This window comes from Bdellovibrio sp. NC01 (assembly GCF_006874625.1).
In the GTDB taxonomy this organism is placed as follows: domain Bacteria; phylum Bdellovibrionota; class Bdellovibrionia; order Bdellovibrionales; family Bdellovibrionaceae; genus Bdellovibrio.
In genome coordinates this window covers 2,138,063-2,154,432 of sequence record NZ_CP030034.1, presented here as the reverse complement: position 1 = coordinate 2,154,432, position 16,370 = coordinate 2,138,063, and the positions used below count along the sequence as shown (strand labels likewise).

General features: G+C 41.2%; 20 protein-coding genes. 12 read left to right on the top strand and 8 right to left on the bottom strand.

Going from position 1 to position 16,370, the window contains the following annotated elements:
* Positions 1 to 447: 447 nt before the first annotated feature.
* The 3 genes from DOE51_RS10360 to DOE51_RS10350 all read left to right on the top strand — a co-directional run bounded on the left by DOE51_RS10360 (position 448) and on the right by DOE51_RS10350 (position 3,395).
* Positions 448 to 1,221, top strand: a complete 774-nt coding sequence (locus DOE51_RS10360; RefSeq protein ID WP_142696494.1) for a replication-relaxation family protein — start codon at positions 448 to 450, stop codon at positions 1,219 to 1,221.
* 103 nt (positions 1,222 to 1,324) lie between these two features.
* Positions 1,325 to 2,071 (top strand): hypothetical protein, encoded by a 747-nt coding sequence (locus DOE51_RS10355; protein WP_142696493.1) that lies wholly within the window; start codon positions 1,325 to 1,327, stop codon positions 2,069 to 2,071.
* A 16-nt stretch (positions 2,072 to 2,087) separates the two neighbouring features.
* Positions 2,088 to 3,395, top strand: coding sequence for a type IV secretory system conjugative DNA transfer family protein (locus tag DOE51_RS10350; RefSeq protein ID WP_142696492.1), 1,308 nt, complete (start codon positions 2,088 to 2,090; stop codon positions 3,393 to 3,395).
* On the opposite strand, the gene DOE51_RS10345 is transcribed toward DOE51_RS10350, so the two are convergent.
* From DOE51_RS10345 to DOE51_RS10325, 5 genes are all read right to left on the bottom strand, one after another.
* The gene (locus DOE51_RS10345; protein ID WP_142696491.1) at positions 3,396 to 3,728 is read right to left on the bottom strand and encodes a hypothetical protein; all 333 of its coding nucleotides are present in this window, start codon (positions 3,726 to 3,728) and stop codon (positions 3,396 to 3,398) included.
* A gap of 117 nt (positions 3,729 to 3,845) precedes the next feature.
* Positions 3,846 to 4,337 carry a hypothetical protein gene (locus DOE51_RS10340; protein ID WP_142696490.1) on the bottom strand — a complete coding sequence of 164 codons (492 nt, stop codon included), beginning with the start codon at positions 4,335 to 4,337 and terminating at the stop codon, positions 3,846 to 3,848.
* Between the two features lie 9 nt (positions 4,338 to 4,346).
* Positions 4,347 to 5,483, bottom strand: a complete 1,137-nt coding sequence (locus DOE51_RS10335; RefSeq protein WP_142696489.1) for a hypothetical protein — start codon at positions 5,481 to 5,483, stop codon at positions 4,347 to 4,349.
* 2 nt (positions 5,484 to 5,485) lie between these two features.
* Complete coding sequence (locus DOE51_RS10330) at positions 5,486 to 5,776, bottom strand: hypothetical protein (protein ID WP_142696488.1); 291 nt, start codon at positions 5,774 to 5,776, stop codon at positions 5,486 to 5,488.
* Between the two features lie 3 nt (positions 5,777 to 5,779).
* Positions 5,780 to 6,484 (bottom strand): hypothetical protein, encoded by a 705-nt coding sequence (locus DOE51_RS10325; RefSeq protein WP_142696487.1) that lies wholly within the window; start codon positions 6,482 to 6,484, stop codon positions 5,780 to 5,782.
* Positions 6,485 to 6,544: 60 nt separating this feature from the next.
* On the opposite strand from DOE51_RS10325, the gene DOE51_RS10320 reads away from it, so the two are divergent.
* Both DOE51_RS10320 and DOE51_RS10315 read left to right on the top strand, forming a co-directional pair.
* Positions 6,545 to 7,348, top strand: a complete 804-nt coding sequence (locus DOE51_RS10320) for an alpha/beta hydrolase (RefSeq protein ID WP_142696486.1) — start codon at positions 6,545 to 6,547, stop codon at positions 7,346 to 7,348.
* Positions 7,348 to 7,632 (top strand): hypothetical protein, encoded by a 285-nt coding sequence (locus DOE51_RS10315; RefSeq protein ID WP_142696485.1) that lies wholly within the window; start codon positions 7,348 to 7,350, stop codon positions 7,630 to 7,632. Before DOE51_RS10320 ends, DOE51_RS10315 begins: the two co-directional genes overlap by 1 nt.
* 74 nt (positions 7,633 to 7,706) lie before the next feature.
* Here the strand turns inward: DOE51_RS10315 and DOE51_RS10310 are convergent, their stop codons facing one another.
* On the bottom strand, positions 7,707 to 8,222 hold the full coding sequence (locus DOE51_RS10310) for a DUF1697 domain-containing protein (protein WP_142696484.1): 516 nt from the start codon (positions 8,220 to 8,222) through the stop codon (positions 7,707 to 7,709).
* Positions 8,223 to 8,524: 302 nt separating this feature from the next.
* Between DOE51_RS10310 and DOE51_RS10305 the strand changes: the two genes are divergently transcribed.
* Together DOE51_RS10305 and DOE51_RS10300 are read left to right on the top strand one after the other, a co-directional pair.
* On the top strand, positions 8,525 to 8,908 hold the full coding sequence (locus DOE51_RS10305) for a hypothetical protein (RefSeq protein WP_142696483.1): 384 nt from the start codon (positions 8,525 to 8,527) through the stop codon (positions 8,906 to 8,908).
* Positions 8,909 to 8,927: 19 nt separating this feature from the next.
* Positions 8,928 to 9,326 carry a hypothetical protein gene (locus DOE51_RS10300; protein WP_142696482.1) on the top strand — a complete coding sequence of 133 codons (399 nt, stop codon included), beginning with the start codon at positions 8,928 to 8,930 and terminating at the stop codon, positions 9,324 to 9,326.
* Here the strand turns inward: DOE51_RS10300 and DOE51_RS10295 are convergent, their stop codons facing one another.
* On the bottom strand, positions 9,327 to 9,611 hold the full coding sequence (locus tag DOE51_RS10295) for a YciI family protein (RefSeq protein ID WP_142696481.1): 285 nt from the start codon (positions 9,609 to 9,611) through the stop codon (positions 9,327 to 9,329).
* 607 nt (positions 9,612 to 10,218) lie between these two features.
* Between DOE51_RS10295 and DOE51_RS10290 the strand changes: the two genes are divergently transcribed.
* Together DOE51_RS10290 and DOE51_RS10285 are read left to right on the top strand one after the other, a co-directional pair.
* The gene (locus DOE51_RS10290) at positions 10,219 to 10,500 is read left to right on the top strand and encodes a type II toxin-antitoxin system mRNA interferase toxin, RelE/StbE family (protein ID WP_142696480.1); all 282 of its coding nucleotides are present in this window, start codon (positions 10,219 to 10,221) and stop codon (positions 10,498 to 10,500) included.
* Complete coding sequence (locus DOE51_RS10285; RefSeq protein WP_142696479.1) at positions 10,490 to 10,804, top strand: helix-turn-helix domain-containing protein; 315 nt, start codon at positions 10,490 to 10,492, stop codon at positions 10,802 to 10,804. Before DOE51_RS10290 ends, DOE51_RS10285 begins: the two co-directional genes overlap by 11 nt.
* A 24-nt stretch (positions 10,805 to 10,828) precedes the next feature.
* On the opposite strand, the gene DOE51_RS10280 is transcribed toward DOE51_RS10285, so the two are convergent.
* Positions 10,829 to 11,077 (bottom strand): helix-turn-helix domain-containing protein, encoded by a 249-nt coding sequence (locus DOE51_RS10280; protein ID WP_168196423.1) that lies wholly within the window; start codon positions 11,075 to 11,077, stop codon positions 10,829 to 10,831.
* 108 nt (positions 11,078 to 11,185) lie between these two features.
* On the opposite strand from DOE51_RS10280, the gene DOE51_RS10275 reads away from it, so the two are divergent.
* The 3 genes from DOE51_RS10275 (at position 11,186) to DOE51_RS10265 (ending at position 16,091) form a co-directional block, all read left to right on the top strand.
* Positions 11,186 to 11,440: a helix-turn-helix transcriptional regulator gene (locus DOE51_RS10275; protein ID WP_142696477.1), complete on the top strand. Its 255-nt coding sequence runs from the start codon at positions 11,186 to 11,188 to the stop codon at positions 11,438 to 11,440.
* A 62-nt stretch (positions 11,441 to 11,502) separates the two neighbouring features.
* The gene (locus DOE51_RS10270) at positions 11,503 to 11,775 is read left to right on the top strand and encodes a helix-turn-helix transcriptional regulator (RefSeq protein ID WP_142696476.1); all 273 of its coding nucleotides are present in this window, start codon (positions 11,503 to 11,505) and stop codon (positions 11,773 to 11,775) included.
* Positions 11,776 to 12,191: 416 nt separating this feature from the next.
* Positions 12,192 to 16,091, top strand: a complete 3,900-nt coding sequence (locus DOE51_RS10265; RefSeq protein ID WP_142696475.1) for an RHS repeat domain-containing protein — start codon at positions 12,192 to 12,194, stop codon at positions 16,089 to 16,091.
* Positions 16,092 to 16,370 lie beyond the last annotated feature (279 nt).

The window sequence follows — 16,370 nt, the reverse complement described above, 5'->3', positions numbered from 1 at the left end:
AATATCGACTTACGTGATCTTTAAGTTCGGATGATTTCGGTCGTTTTCGATCCTTTTTGAGCTGCCGTGGACCACCGGTGGACCATCGGTGATACTCAAAAAACAGCAATGCTTTTCACTCTTCCCGGGACTTAAAACCTCCCGGGATTTTTTTATCCAAACATCCGATTTCCAGCCACAAATTGCTCAAAAAATCTGCCCCCATGAAGGCACCCACCTTGAAGCCATGACGCGAGGGGGCCGCTCCCTAGGAATGTGGCCCTGGTTTCCACATCCTAGCTCTCCGCCTCTCCCTCCGCCTGCAATTAATCACCCGCTCCCTACGAGAGCTGGTGATTAATTGCAGCCTCCCTCCGAGGCGTATCGCTAGTCTGTGAAAACCATACCACCGAGGGAGCGGCCCCCAACATTTTTCCAAATTAGTAGTTAGTATTTAAAGGAGAGTTTTTGAAACAACTAAACTTCCCAGGCATAAAACCAAAACCAGAAAATATAAAATCTCGTTCCGTAATTCTATCCGAACGAGATTACCAAATTATCGAATACGTCTTGGACATGAAGTTCGCCACTGTCCAAGACGTATTCGAAAAATTTTTTAAAGTTACCTTATCCAACGAACCAGCGAAAAGCGACGAGTGGGCCGTGAGACGCCTCCAACAACTCTCAAAAGCTGGCTACCTTAAACCCATCCATTCCTTTTCCGAACGCCGCAAATACTACCTTGGAACCGTTAAAGGATATTCCATCTTAGAAAAAGTAAAACCAGAAGCCGACGTCTCTAAACCTGTGAAAGGCATCGACCACCACACCTTCGACCACGACAAGAAAGTGATCGAAGCCAGAATTATATTAGAAAACCAGCGCGCAGCCACTTCTTGGATTTCTGATAAGAAACTCCGCTCCAACAAAGATTTAGCTGGCGGTCTGTTATTATCTAACGTTCCGGACGGACTTTTTAAAACCCCTGAAGGAAAACGTATCGCCTTAGAAGTAGAAGCGACTACAAAAACCAAAGCCATTTATCAATCAAAAATAAAAAAGTACGTATCGATGATGAGATCAAAGGACACCAAAGTGAACGTCTTCGATAAAGTTTTGTATGTGGTAGCAAAACCTTGGGTGATTGATTTTTTATCTAAAGAAACAAAGATCTACGGTGAACTTTTTGAAATCGTATCGTGGCAGGATTTCTTTGGCGGAACATCCGGCGAGCGATCCTAATTAGTGTTATATTATTACGGGTGAAGATTGAGCATTTGCATCAAATCTCGTTTCAAACAACTAGAGCCAAAGAATTACCTTTGGCAAAAGAAAGGAAAGAGATTTGAAAAACTACGCACCAACAAATGCGACAGTTAAAGGTGTGCAAGCCGAGGCTTTAACGAAGATTGAAATCGAAATGCTTAAGTACATCTTAGAGATGCGCTACATGACGATGGATCAATTAATTAGAAAGTTCTACGACGGTGGTAAAGTTGAAGGAGCACTGAAACGACTTTTTGATCGTGAGCTTATTAAAACAAAAGATAAGGAGCTGACACTTGAAAGCCTTGTTCTGTTAACGTTAAAAGGCCGAGAAGAAGTGGTGAAAGCGTATCCGGAAAAACGCTTGCCAGAGCTTTACAGTAAAGTATTTCCTTTCAGAGTTAACCATGACCTTCACATCAATAACTTAAGAATCCGGTTTGAAGAACTTGGGTTTCTATCAAAATATATTTCTGAAGAGCAGCTCAGAACCGTTCCATTTTTCTTAAGAGAATTTAAAGACCTTCCAGATGCGGTATGCATGAAAGCAAACGGTAAAGGCTACTTCATGGAAATGGAAATCTCTGGTAAAGGTCTAAAGCAGTACCGTGAGCGTATGGATTTATACTCTAAAGTCTTAAAAACAGATGAAATGAAACAACAACAAATTGAAGGTGTGATTTTCTTCTGCACTGATGAAAAGGTCATGGGTGATATTAAGCGCGCACTGCCGCCAGATACTAAAAACTATTCTGTTATGCCATATAAGAAGTACTTTGAAGACTTAAAAGCACCAACACCACAAAAGCCAAAACCAAAATCGTAACTTTCTCTACAAGCAAATGCCTAATTCTTTATTGTCTTATCTATTTTCTCCCAAGGAACCTTCAATCCAAATCGGACGGATTGAAGGTTCTTTCTTTCAGTATGATTACTTAACTGACGGAGAACTTAATCATCATGTTCATGTGCTTGGAGCGAGCGGCTTTGGTAAAACAGTATTAATCAATAAAATAATGAAACAAAGGCTCTTTCAAGGACAGGGGCTTTTGTGGATTGATTTAAAGGGAGACATAGAGACCATAAATCAAATGCGCGAGGCCGTAAAAGCTAGTGGCAGAGAGAACGATCTAAAGATCTTTTCAATTTCGCATGCTGAGTTTTCTGGAACTTATAATTTCGTGAAAGTTGGAAATGCTACTGAGCTCAGAGATAAGATCATGCGATCGCTTGAGTGGAGCGATAAGTTTTATGAGACTCAGAGCAGTAGCTACTTACTAAAACTATTTATTGGATATTGTTGGCTTCGAGATAATCAGTCATTTAATTTTGATCTAGCCGCAGTATTAGAAGGTTTAAGCTCTGTTGAGTATATTGCTGACTTATGTGTGAAAGTACCAGACTCAGAGCCCAAAGTTAAAAAAGCACTAGAGGATTGTTACACATACCTTAACTCCAGCACGACATATCTGAATCTGAGCGGTCTAAGATCGCAAATAGAATCATTGGTGCTAGCTGATTTTGGAATCTTTCTTCGTGAAGACCAAAACGGAATAGATTTGTTCTCGGAAATTAAGGGACAAAAGGTAGTATTTATATTTTTGGATTCGAGAAGATATGGGGAGTCTGCGAAGTCACTGGGAAGAATTTTAATTCGCGATATTATTGCAACCTCCGCTCGAATCGATGCGGAAGTAGCGGCAATAGACCGAAAAGTCTTCACCGTGATGATCGATGAGTTTCCGGATATTGCACACGAAGATTTCACTGCATTTCCGGATAGAGCAAGAAGTTCTAAAATGTGTTTAGTTCTAGGGCATCAGAGCATGTCTGATTTGGATAAGGTGAGTGATACTTTCGCTAAGAGGCTTGCAACTAACATTTCAAGTCTTTATTCGTTTTTGCAACCGGTTCAGGAATCAGCTGAGGCTGTTTCGAGCAGAGCAGGTACAAGAACAGTCTATAAAGAAACAGAGCGAACAAAGAGGTTGTTATTTTGGGATCTTCCAACTGGTGATAAATCTCTCAGAGAAGTAGAAGAATTTGTAATCCACCCGAATACTGTAAAGTCTCTTAGAGTAGGTGAGTGTGTCGTAATTAAAAAGTATCCGAATTCAAGAGCGTACAAAATAAAAGTTTCGTTAACGTAATTATAAAGCGAGAAAACATATTCTACGCATTAGCCGCTCGAACTTACTACCTAATGGGCCGAAGTCATAGTTATCTTGGTCAATCCACGTTCGAACTCTAGCCGCACCAAATATAATACGCATAAGCAGTGCCCATATAGAGGAAAAGACTATCACGAGAATTGTCATTCCAAATGTAGCGACAGTTAGCCCAAGTAATACACCAGACAAAGTCGGTTTAGAGTTAAGTACTTCACGGGGAGTAAGTAATAAAAAGCCACCATACATAACAATCAAAGGACAAAGAAAAACAATCATTGGAAACGACTTCCTAACAAACCAATTTTCCTTCATAACAATCCCCTGTCTGCGGTAGGCGCTCTACTGCACCCGAACTCCGTGGGCTAAGCACGACTGAAGGCATTACGCAAAAGCGTATTGACTTCATCTTGCGTGGTCACAACCAACCATTTAAAGCTGTATCGGAAAGAATATTAAACTAACGAACGCAATCGCAACACTAACTAAGTTTGCAAGTAGTAGAGGCTTAATTAACTCTTTCTTTTTTAACTTCGTAGTAATTCGAACGAATGTGTATTCAATATAAGTTGTAATTGCGATCGCAGATACAAAGGTAAAGATCCAAGTCCAGGGATTAAAAGTCCCAACACTTAGGTAACTATATAATAAAATCCCGGGACCCACTTCCCATACGAGTCCAGCAAGAGCGATCAGGATGCCTCCGATAATAGTGGATGCTAGATTCATAAAAAACGTAATCCAAAACGATTTCATACTACTGTATGGCAAATATTTCTTAAGGATGAAAAATTCTAATAGGAGACCCACTGGAATTGCAATCAAAGCGTAACGATCAGCAAAAAGTAAGGCTGGCCATACCATATCGGCCTTCGCGATGAGGGGAATTGTGAGGATAACGAGTGCTGCAAATACTTTCTTCACTATAGATTCCTATCTGACTTTCAAGCATCCAGCTTTTTTAAGTTCCTTCAAATCTGAAAGATAATTTGAATAGCTCTCACCCAAAAATCCATCTAACCCAGTACTCACATCATTAAAAAAGTATTGCTGAGCAGTCTTATCACCCCAATACGCCAGAAGCCCTTGGCTATTTATATACTTTTCAATTTCCTCAGTATTATCCGAGTTAATTTTTTTGAACCTCTGAATCACTTTGCGTGCTTTGTCTGGATTAATTTTTGTTGAATCTAAAATACATTTCTTTGGTTGCAACGAACAAGTTTCTCTAGTGCACGTAATTGATTGCTGAAATAGCTTAATTTCTTGAGAATCATATTTGTAGGTTTCTTCTATGGTTAGACCGCTTGAATCTTTTGTTATATTGTAGAAACCGATTTCGCCGGAATTAAAAATGGGTTGAGAGTAAGTTCCATTCTTTTGAATGAAGTAAATTTCATAAGGGGCATCGCGTTCCGTTTTTTCAGTGCGTTTGTCTTTGTACGCACAAACGATCAATTTGAAGCCTGAAGACGTTGTTGCGATGATCTTTGGTGTATCTTCACTATTTGTGTATTCGCCACCGTCAGGGCAGTGGATCGCTTTCTTGTTGTCTAACCATTGTACTGATTTTGTGACTTCTTGGTAAGCATCTAGTACTTCATCACTAGCTTTGACGCTTTTAACGTTCATGGCTACAGAGATATTTTTGCCATGAAAAGGCTCTGGGGCAATATAAGTCACATATTCGTAAGATTTATTTATTCGTGCGAAAAGTATCGAAGATTTTTTGTATCCCTTTAATGCTTCAATATCTATCTTTTCTACAGAAGCGTCTGGATATTCTTTTTTGTAAGTCATTATATCAGCGGCAACATCTTCTTTAACGTTGTCATCTTGGGCGGAATTTACGCGAAGAAAGATAAAAGCGTTTGCTTTCTGCCATTCTTTTCCCTTCGGGTGGAGAATGGCGTTCGCTCCAATTTTCGCTGCTTCTTTTCCATCACAGAGACATTCCCAGCCATTTGGTATGTGGATGGAGAATTTAAATTGGTCACCAAAAATGAGAGCAGATTCGGATTTTGCCTGGATACTGATGAGAATGCCAAAGATTAAAGAGACAAATTTCATTTTCAAAACCCCGAATTTTTAAAATATGTATGAAGAGACTTCGCCATCGCACGATCCCTTTTTTCAACATAATGCAGACCCATGTATTTCAAACATTGCTTTAAGTGCTCTTCTACCTTTTCTTCTGACGCGCCACTTGCAAGTAATGTATAGAGAGGCCCCGCGTAAGAGTCATATTCGCTTGGAGCATGACCATCTTTGATCAAATTAGGAATAACGCCAACTGGGTCCCAATGCTGTAAATAGCGACGCAGATTTTCAAGAACTTCTTTGTAACCTGTTTGATCACTCATAAATTACTTCGTTCCAAGAATCTCTTCACAAGTATAATACTTGATCGGTTCACCTGAATTGTCCTCCTTTGGTTTTTCAAAGTAGAACCTTAGATAGTGAGAACGTAGTTCAGATTGAGCAGTACCTCTCGTCCTAGTGTCTTGAAGAGCTTCTCGTGCTTCCTTCGTTTGGAGCGAAAGAAGTATATTCAAACCAACTTCGCTTGAAGTGTAGTCATTCAAATTCGCCAATCGCTGAGCTTTCTTAATTACCTCTGGAGTAGAACAAGGCAGGCCTTTATTTTTTTGAACAATTCCACAATTTTTTTCAATCGACTCTTTTACTTTAGTCACAACCGATTGCACATACTCAGCATCTTTCGGCTTAGTGAATGAACGATAAATCACTGAATGGGACGCTGACAGTGAGCCATCTTGCTCTTCATAGATCATGACCGAACCAAGCCCCTGCGGATCCGAATTCGAATTCTTCACCTCATAAAATGTATACCTATGTGGCTTCTTTTCTTGGCCGAGTCCAAAACTCAACATCTCAATTTTTTGACTTTTAAATTCTGCTTCTGGAACTGCATCAATAGCGGCTTTAATACACTGCTGATTCGACATAGGAGTTTGGTATACCGGGTTATCACGAATGATCTGAGTCGGATCACAAGCTGATAGTAATAGGGCAGGCATAATGGGAATGACGTATCTCAAAAAGTTCATTCTTAAATTAAACCTCAATAAACATCTTCAAGTATACACAAATTTGTTTTATAATTCATTATGCTGCAAACACTACGGGTATTACTTCTTAAGGTTATCAAGATCGCACTTCTTGTGTACTTAGGTCTTATCGCGATCATCTATTTTGCCCAAGACCGCATGATCTTCTTTCCCACAAAACTCCCTAAAGATTTTAAATTTAATTTTGGCGAAGAGAAATGGACTGAATTTGGCGGCACCCAGATCCACAGTCTCCTGATTCATACTAAAGATTCAAAAGGTATCATCCTTTATTTCCACGGAAACGGTGGAGCGCTAGATAGCTGGGAAGAAGTAGCCAACGAAATTTCCCAAAAATCTCACATGGACGTCTGGATGGTTGACTATCCAGGATATGGAAAGAGCGAAGGAAAAGTTTCGTCTGAATCCCAACTGTTGAGGGTAGCAGAAGCTGTTTTTAATGACGTTAAGAAAGTTTATCCTGATCAGAAAGTAGTTCTTTTTGGTAGATCACTGGGGAGTGGACTTGCGGTGTATCTTGCCTCACGTAACGAGGTGAGAGCTCTCGTGCTTGAGACTCCTTATACGAGCCTGCTCAAAGTTGGAAAAGAGAAATTCCCTTTCATTCCAGACTTCATTATGAAATATCCACTTCCCTCATTTGAGTGGATCAAAGATGCTAAAGCGCCAATCTACATCGTTCATGGTACAGATGACGAAGTAGTTCCATTCGAGCAAGGAAAAGAATTAGCAGCACTAGTTCCTAAAGCTGAGTTCGTGGTGATTCAGGATGGGCATCACAACGATCTTGATATGTACAAAGACTACTGGCCCAATCTTCTTACATTTTTGGAGAGTAATTAGTGTTCACAATCCTTGAACCCGCCGACATTCGCTGCAAAAACTGCCAGCACGTAGGTAAGTCAGTAGTAAATAACTACTACCGCCCGACATTCTTAATCTCACTTCTCGTAACAGTGGGAATCGTAGCATTCTACTGTTATGGAGTGCCTAGCGCTCTAATGATCAAGCTGGCTCCAGGTTTGGGACTTCCCGTACTTGTGTGTTTTGCTACTTTCATTTCAAAAGAAGCTCACTCATGTCCAAAGTGCTCTTCAACTGAATTAGATGATCTGAACGATAAATAGAAGCCATTACGATTGGATCAAAATGTTCTCGTGATAGAATTAGAAATTCAGTGTTTCACGTGATTCAAAATCATCTATTTTTTGGTCACTTTTTTGATTGTTTCCCATGTTCGGGTAGTTATTAACTTTCCGAATTGCTTTTCCAGAAGGACCATGAAGGCTGGGCCTTTTGGGTGTGGAACGTATAGCGAGTACACAACCTGATCTTCAATTTTGAAGATCACTACTCCATCTTTCCTAATTGGAAGTTTTGGTTTTGGGGCGGTACTGTCTTTCAGAAAAGTTACCACGTGCTTCGATTTGCTCGGCGACTTCACGTCTTTAAATGGATTTGAATCCAACATCTCACGTAAGTTAACTTGAAGGCGTACAATTGTAGAAAAGCTCCGTCCTAATTTCTTCTCTAAAGCAACTTCGATTTGTCGCTCTAAAGATTTAATAGCTTTTTTTGATGTATCAAAGACGACATTCCCGCTTGAAAGTACAGTAACGACGTTAGTAAAGCCTTCTGCTTCAAAGCAATTTTTCAATTCTGACATTTTTGCGTTGAGTGGGCTCACGCCTCGAAGAAATGCGACATATCTTGCCATGGATCAACTTTAAGAAAAAGCCTATTCGCAAGCAAGAGGTTAATTTAGTATTCTCGTTGTTCTGTCAAAGCCTGATCAGTAATTTTCAGGATTTTCTTGTTTGTGAAGATTTTCCGTATAATCTCATTCAAATTATCTCCACCGGGATTTCATTCTTTAGTTTCAGAACTGAGTCCTCTAAATAGGAAACTCCATGTTCAAATCCAATCCATTCTTTTAAAACCCCAAATCTCCTTGGCAAGGCCATTGCTCTTTGGATCAGCCAACTAAAACTGATCAAGCTTTTACGCTGGGAGCGGCATATGCCATCAAAATTAAACCGAGTTATTACATGTCTTAAAATCATCGCAGGCGCTGAGATGTTTGCGGCATTCGCGATTCTTGCTTGTATCATCTATATGCTAGCAGCGGTGCCAGTTGATCAAAGATCTATTGGCACGCTGATTTTCCTCAGTGTGATCTTCATGCTCGTACTTCTCATGATTGTAGCTATTTACAAAGTGGTGAGTGGTCTAAGACATGGGCTTTCTGGTGCATGGGTAGGGGGAGTGATTCTACTGTCATTATCTCTCTCAAGCCTTCTTTTTCCAGTCGCAATTGTTGGACTCATCGCGATCTTCAGTAAAGAAGTTCGCTCTCGCTACATCAGCAATCAACACCCTCAACCTGAATTGAATTTTAACTAAAGTTTTTAGAGGTGAACTTATGGATTTAAAAGAACAGAAAATTAAAAATGCAATCAGATGCTTACTCATTAGCGCAGCAATGCAGATTGCTCAGCTTGGATACTCAGCTTATTTAATGATGAAGGCGAGAACTGAGTTTGATAAATTAATTCAAAAGTATCCTGATCAAAACTTCGGTGTAGATCGGCCGGAAATCTTTGGTGCTTCTGCGATTCTTCCAGCGCTTATGATCGTTGCGACTTTCTACGTGGTTCAAGATCTGAAAAAGGAAAAAGGCTGGGCGTGGATTGCAGCACTCGTTATATTCATGTTGAATATCCCGAGTTGGATTTTGCCAGTAAGTGTGATCGGTCTGATTATGCTCTTTGATGAGCGCGTGAGATCAACATTCCTTAAAGAACTTGATATCGCGTTCTAACTAAACGTGATCTTTAATAGCTTCAGCATGAAGAGCGGGTTCAAATTCCACAACTTCATATGAAGCTACGCCATTTTTCTTAAATGGATCTTGCTCTAGAATTTCAAAGAGTTTTGATTTCTCCATGCTGCGGACGATGATGATGCCACCAGAGCGTGGATTCATTGGGCCAGAAGCTAAGAATAAATTCTGCTGATATTGTTTTTTAAGGTAATCGCGGTGTGCGGGAAGGTTCTTATCAACTTCAGAGAGCGGCTTCAAATAGGTCAAAGTAACAACGAACACAGATTCAATCCTTTAAACATCAAGCCGTGCTACTTCAGCTTTTGCGACTGGCGTCGCTCCAGCTCTGTGCGCACGAGCGCAAAAAGCTCACCGAGATAAACAAGACTTTAATATCCCGATGAGCATGCCTCCAGGCACAGGTAAACGCTAAAATCACAAAACCCCGAAGGCAAGTGTAGAGTGATAAAATGCAAGCAGCTGCGTTGAATTTCCACTCTAAAACAAACCTATTCACTCTCATCAACCATTGACCCCGAACTACATAGCGTAAGTGAAGTACCAACGTAACTGAAGCTATCGTCACGGTCCCGAATTCGGACAAACTCTCTCTGAGAGTTTGATTTTTCTTTTAAATTCCCTTGGCACATTTTGCATTTCGCTTTTCTGACCATAAAGCCACGCCAGCCTCTGTGAGTCTGTCATGCCTTTTGGCGGCAGGCCTTTTCAGAAAATCGAGCAAACTGCGCCAATGGAATTTTATTTCCCCCCGCCCAGGCAAGCTGGGGGCGTACCCGGCCGGGGGGAAATATTTATTTTTACAGTATAAGGAGCAATTCATGGCATCAATTGACAAGTATACCAAAAAGGTATACAAAGAAGGTGTGAAGTGATACATACGGTTCGAATCTCAAAACGGGCAGCATCAAGCATTAAATCGGTTCCGATCTTTATCAGAAAGAAGTTACTTCACTGGGTTGAATCAGTTGAAATCTTAGGTTTGGAAGAGGTTAGGAAGATTTCTGGTTACCACGATGAACCATTAAAAGGTGAGTGGACAGGATTTCGATCAATTAGGTTAAACCGTTCATACAGGGCAATTTATAAGATTTTGAAAGATGGATCATTGGAGTTCGTAGAAATCGTAGAGGTAAATAAGCATGGCTACTAAAAAGAAAAGTTCGGCAGTAAAATTTCTGGAAGAAGTTTCTGGTGGTCCTTTGACGTTTGGGTCGCTGTTAAATTCCATTCGTCTGTCTGATGAAATGACTCAAGAACAAATGGCTAAAAAACTTGGAGTTACAAAAGGTCATCTTTCGCAAATCGAAAATGGAAGAAAGTTTGTGAGTCCAGATCGTGCGCAAACATTTGCGAAGAAGCTCGGCTACTCGGAGGTAATGTTCATTAAGCTTAGCCTTCAAGATCAGCTGACGAGAGTAAAGCTTCCCTACAAAGTTGAAATCGAGGCAGCATAGTGAGTGATCGTTATTGCAAAATGTTTAGCCTAAGAGCTTTGATGGATGAACTTTCAGAGTTTCAGCAACTTTAAATAGTGTTGTTAAATTGATATTCTTCTTACCATTTTCAATAGCCTGCCAATGCTGTCTTGATTTAATCAGGCAGTCATCTCCGGTAATATCATAAACGTCGAGCTTCTGGCGTTCTCTTTCAGCCTTAACATTGGCGCCAATGCTTTTCAGAATATTGATATCACGTTTAGTGAGGGTTTGCGTTTTTCGCGTTGCCAAGAATACCAACCTTTAATGCGTATGATCGTATGCATTAATTGTGGCTTCAAAGATTGGCTTTACGTGCATACGATCGTATGCTAAATTAAATGTTGTTGGGGGTGTTTTATGTATAATGCGAGGAACGAAATCAACAGAGAACTTGCCCAGTTTTTAAACAAAGCCCGTCTGCAAAGCCGTTTAACAATTCCAGAAGCGGCAAAACTCGCTCATCTAGACCAATCAGCCATTATTAATTACGAAACGGGGATTCCGGTACCTGTTCCGGACTATCTTTCGATGATGCGTGCTTATCAGATGGGATCAATGCTAGCGGGCGCTAAGATTCAAAGGCTTTATTCCAAGCACTTGGATAATCTTTAAATAATTCTTTGCTTGCGGTGAAAATAAAAACTGCTTTAGGATCGTAATGTCGGAGGTCACTCATGAAGGGCGCAAGTATTCTAGCGAAGTTCTTAAAAGAGAAACGTGTCGCAAGTGGTATGTCGCAAAAGGAAGTGGCAGATAAGCTTGGTTATACGACTCCGCAGTTTATTTCAAACTGGGAGCGCGGAGTTTCTTCTCCACCGATCAACGCCATCAAACAGCTCGGCGTCATGTATAAGGTGAAGTCAGAAGACTTGTTCGAAGTGGTACTGGCTGAAGAAATCAGAATCACCACTGAAACCCTCAAGCGCAAGTTCAAACTTGCTCGATAGGGGTTTAAAACCCGGCATCTACTTTGTTGTCGGGTCCTTCGTTTCACTGCAGACCGGATGGTCACAGAGTGAGACTGAAGTAGCTGGTCCAACTGCGTTCTCCGCACATCCGTGCACGTACGTCTCGTTTCGCTCAGAACCCTCCGCCTCGTATCAACCAAGTTTTGAACCCTATACAGAACATCAACCATTCGGAAACAATGTCCGAACAAGCCGCTCTTGTGAGCCCGCTCAACATGTCAAAACCGTAAGGTGAAGACATCGGTAACCTTTTCACATCTCACTCATCCATATCCAATTTAAAAGGGTCATTGCTCGATAAGAACGTTAATTCTTCAAGAGCCACTAAACTGAGTATTATTTTGAAGACAGTTCCTGTATAAGCGTCCAATTAAATTATAGTTTATGGGAACGTTATGAAATTTGCTGTGATTTCTTTATTGGTGTTATTTTCAGCCTCTCTTTCTCAAGCTGTTGAACAGGATATTCAAGTTGTTCCTTACGCAGATGCTTACGCGGGAATGATGGATGATTGTAGAACGAATCCTGATGCCCACTGTAGTCAGGTTACTCATCCTACAGGTCACGGTACGGCTGCGGGTTGTATGGTGTCAGGCACGATGCATATACGTGAAACATTCGACTATTATGCAAATATTTATGCATTTATGTATGACTGGACGAACAATTGTCAGCAGACGGTAAAGGTGCGAATCAAAGCTGGAAATCAATGGGGAAGATCTGTTGATGTTCCTGTCGGCCATTACGCGGTTGTTGTGGGGTATGATTCTGCAAGTGAGGTACCTACATTAGCAAGCTTCGAGCTTAATTCAAATGGCGGGAACCCAGCGCCAAAACCTCAACCCTCTCCAACACCAACTCCTCCTCCGGTAACCAACTTGCCAATTCCAGGAAATGTGCCCGGCGCTTGTCAGCCTGGCGTAAGTAATCCAAACATTCCCGGCCACTCCGTTGTTAATGCGATTAACATGTCAGTCTCGGAGGAGATCCCTCTAGCGGGAGTTCCATTTACACTTACATATTCAAGTGATCGTATTCGTCCAGGACAAAGCTTCAATCCTAAGAAGTTAGGACTGGGGGGGTGGTTACCATCCATTTACAAATTTGCTGATTTTGCTCACGGACGAATTTACCAAGGTGCCAACGGAGTTCGCTTCTTTAATCGCTACAACGATTTTGATGATACGAGAATTGTCTTCTCTCAAGATGGTTTAACTAAGGATCAATTTGATGCTGCTACCGGAAATCTTCGTAAATCCAGTCATTATTCTTCATTCATGGACATCAGCAGTTTTAGCTATTTCGACGATGGACGCATTAGTTCGGCAGGCTTGATAACCGCGGGCGCTGCCGCGTTTAAATACACACAAAGTGGTGGCATTATTTCTGGTTATGGTCCTTACGTAACTAAGTTTGAATTAGATGCTAAAGGCAATCTTGCTTCAGTCACAAATCCACTTGGTGAAACGTACCGTATGACTTACGACGACAGAGGTTTGCTCACGTCATTTCAAAAGCCAGGTGGGCAAGTCTCAAGAATGTCATATGATAAAGATGGTAACTTAATCCGCGATGAAGGTGATGGTGGAAGCTTCATCTCCTTAACAAAGACTTCTTCAAACGAAGGAAACGTCGTAGAAGCAAAAAATGCTTTGGGTCAGAAGTCCACTTTTCTCACTCAACAGTTGAATGGTGGTATCACTATGTCGACGATGACAGAACCATCTGGTGCGGTTTCTAAGACTGCGTCTGCATTTAATGGGCAGGGTTACATTACCGCTTACGGTTCAGTCTATGAAGCTAACTTTAAAGATGATCCGAATTTTGGCAGTAATATGCCCACAGTGTCCTCGCGCTTTCAAGTTCCAAACACCAATATCAACCTAAGAGTCGTTCAGGCAAGATCAGATAATTTGCACCGTCCAGCTGGGATGACTTGGTATTACGACGATCGTACAACGAGCTATACATTTCAAAATGATGCAAAACGCACTTATGTGACGACATTTAATCGTAAGGCAAATTCTGAAGTTTCAAAGACTCCTTCAGGAAGAACTATAAAAATCCAGCTAGTTGATCGTCATTTCTTGCCGTCGACAGTTGCGGTTGGAACCATCGCGCCAGTAAAATTTGAATACTGGGGAGATAAGGTATCTTCGGTTAGCCAAAATGGTGTCGTATTATTAAAGAACACTTACGATCAAAATCAGTTTCTAAACAGCGTTACTGATGCATTCGGACGGCAAACTCAGTTTTCTTATGATTTGGCAGCAAGAGTGACTGGTATCACACTTCCTGATCAAGCTAAGATTGCAATGACATATGATCCAAATGGAAATCTCTCAAGCATCACGCCTCCTGGTAAGGCTTCGCATTCTTTTGGATATAACGTTTTTGGCTTAGTTGGAAAATACCTTCCACCTTCCATCAACGCAAAAATCTCTGGTGCGACGATTTATGACTACAACGTCAATAAGCAAGTGACATCGGTCACAAGAGCTGATGGCGCAAAGATCTCATTAAACTATGATCCTGCTTCATCATTCTTAACTTCATTGAACACTCCTCTTGGTGCTTACAAAATTGATTACGTTCCGAAGACTGATTTGATTCAAAGTATCCAAACCCCAGATGCGCAAAATATTTCATACAAGTATGCAGCAAACTATCCTCTTCAAGTTGCAACTTCAGGTGAATTCAATTCAGTTTTGAAGCTGGACTACAACGCAGACGCAACAGTTGCGTCATACTCGGTGAGTGACTCATCAGGTGTTCCTACTAAAGTGGGATTTGCATATGATCTCGATATGCTCCCAGTTGGAGTTGGTAACCTAAAGCTTACTCGTAATGATTTTGCAGCTGTGAATGCAACCACACTTGGTAAAGTTATGAGTGCCATTAAGTATGATGTAACGGGAAAACTAGTTTCTGACTCTTACTCAAACGGCAAAGCGGCTTTATACTCGCTTTCAAGCACCTTGGATAAAGTCGGTCGTATTGCTTCAAAAACAGAAACACTTGGGTCTGCAAAATTGTCTTCGCAATTTGAATATGATCTGCAGGGTCGTTTAGTTAAGGCGACATCAAACGGTGTTACACGTACTTACACATATGATGCTAATGGAAATCGCTTAAAGTACACGAGTGGCACAACATCGTATGTTGGAACATATGATGAGCAAGATCGTTTAGTGTCATATGGTAATTCAAAATTTGAGTACAACGATAACGGCGATCTTCTTCTTCGCACAGATTTAAATCCAGCGACGAAGGAGGAAAAAGTAACTAGTTATACATATGACGTCTTCGGAAATCTTCGTTCAGTTAAATTGCCAGACGGAGGAGTGATTGACTATGTTATTGATGGTTTGAACCGCCGTGTTGGCAAAAAGATTAACGGAAAGTTAGTTCAAGGTTTTATCTATTTAAATCAATTGCAGATCGCGGCTGAAGTTGATGGAACGGGTCGTATCTCAAAAACTTTCGTATACGGCACAAAAGTAAACGTACCAGATTACGTAAATTATAACGGCAAACAGTATCGCATCATCTCAGATCAAGTTGGAACTCCAAAGATGATCGTAGACTCAGTAACTGGTTCAGTCGTCGAGCAATTTAGTTACGATGAGTTCGGTAACAATTTAGATGGCAAGGTAAGTGCGATCATTCCATTCGGTTTTGCCGGTGGTATTAACGATTCAGATACTGGACTTGTGAGATTCGGAGCTCGTGACTATTCGCCAGTGATTGGTCGTTGGACGAATAAAGATCCGATTGGTTTTGCTGGTGGCCAGGGTAATTTGTACGCTTATGTGGGGAATGATCCTGTTAACTTTATCGATCCGAGTGGACATTTTGGGCTTGCCGGAGCTCTGATTGGTGGCGCGTTTGGTGCGGCCAGTGGATATCTCGGTGCTCTAATAGCAGACCCAAAAGCAAAACCGGAGCAAATCTGGAATAGCGTGCTTACTGGTGCGCTGACGGGGGCAGCTGTCGGTTCAGGGGCATGGCTTGGTGAGGTGTTGGTTGGTGGTGGAGTAGCAACTGCTATCGGCGGTGGTCTTGGAGGCTTCGGTGGAAGCGCTTTAGGACAACGATATTTTCAAGGAAAAATTGATTGGGCTGCGGCTGGACTGTCTGGCATTTTTGGTAGTTTAGGTGTCGCCGGTTCTGGAGCACTCACAACCGGAATGTTGCCTTCGGCTGCAGCAGCGGTAGATATTGGGGTTTCTACTGCCTTGATGCCAATGGAGCTTGGGTTGGGTGCAATTCCTGGAAATAGTGTTTGTCATTAATATAGTTGAAGCTATCATTAGCCAATGCGATATGAATTTTCGACTTCTATAAATAAGGGACTTCGAATTTTTGGATTTCTATTGAGTATAGCCATTGTTTCAATCTTGGCTATACACTGTGTCCAATCAGAGAAATATCTTGGTGCAGTGATATTTTTCTTATTGATTATTCCTGGTATTTTCGAGATCAAAAAATTGATTGTTGATAATCGAACGTTGATATTATTCGACAATTATTTGGAGTATTCTATCTTCAACGGATCTCATGCAAAAAAGTTT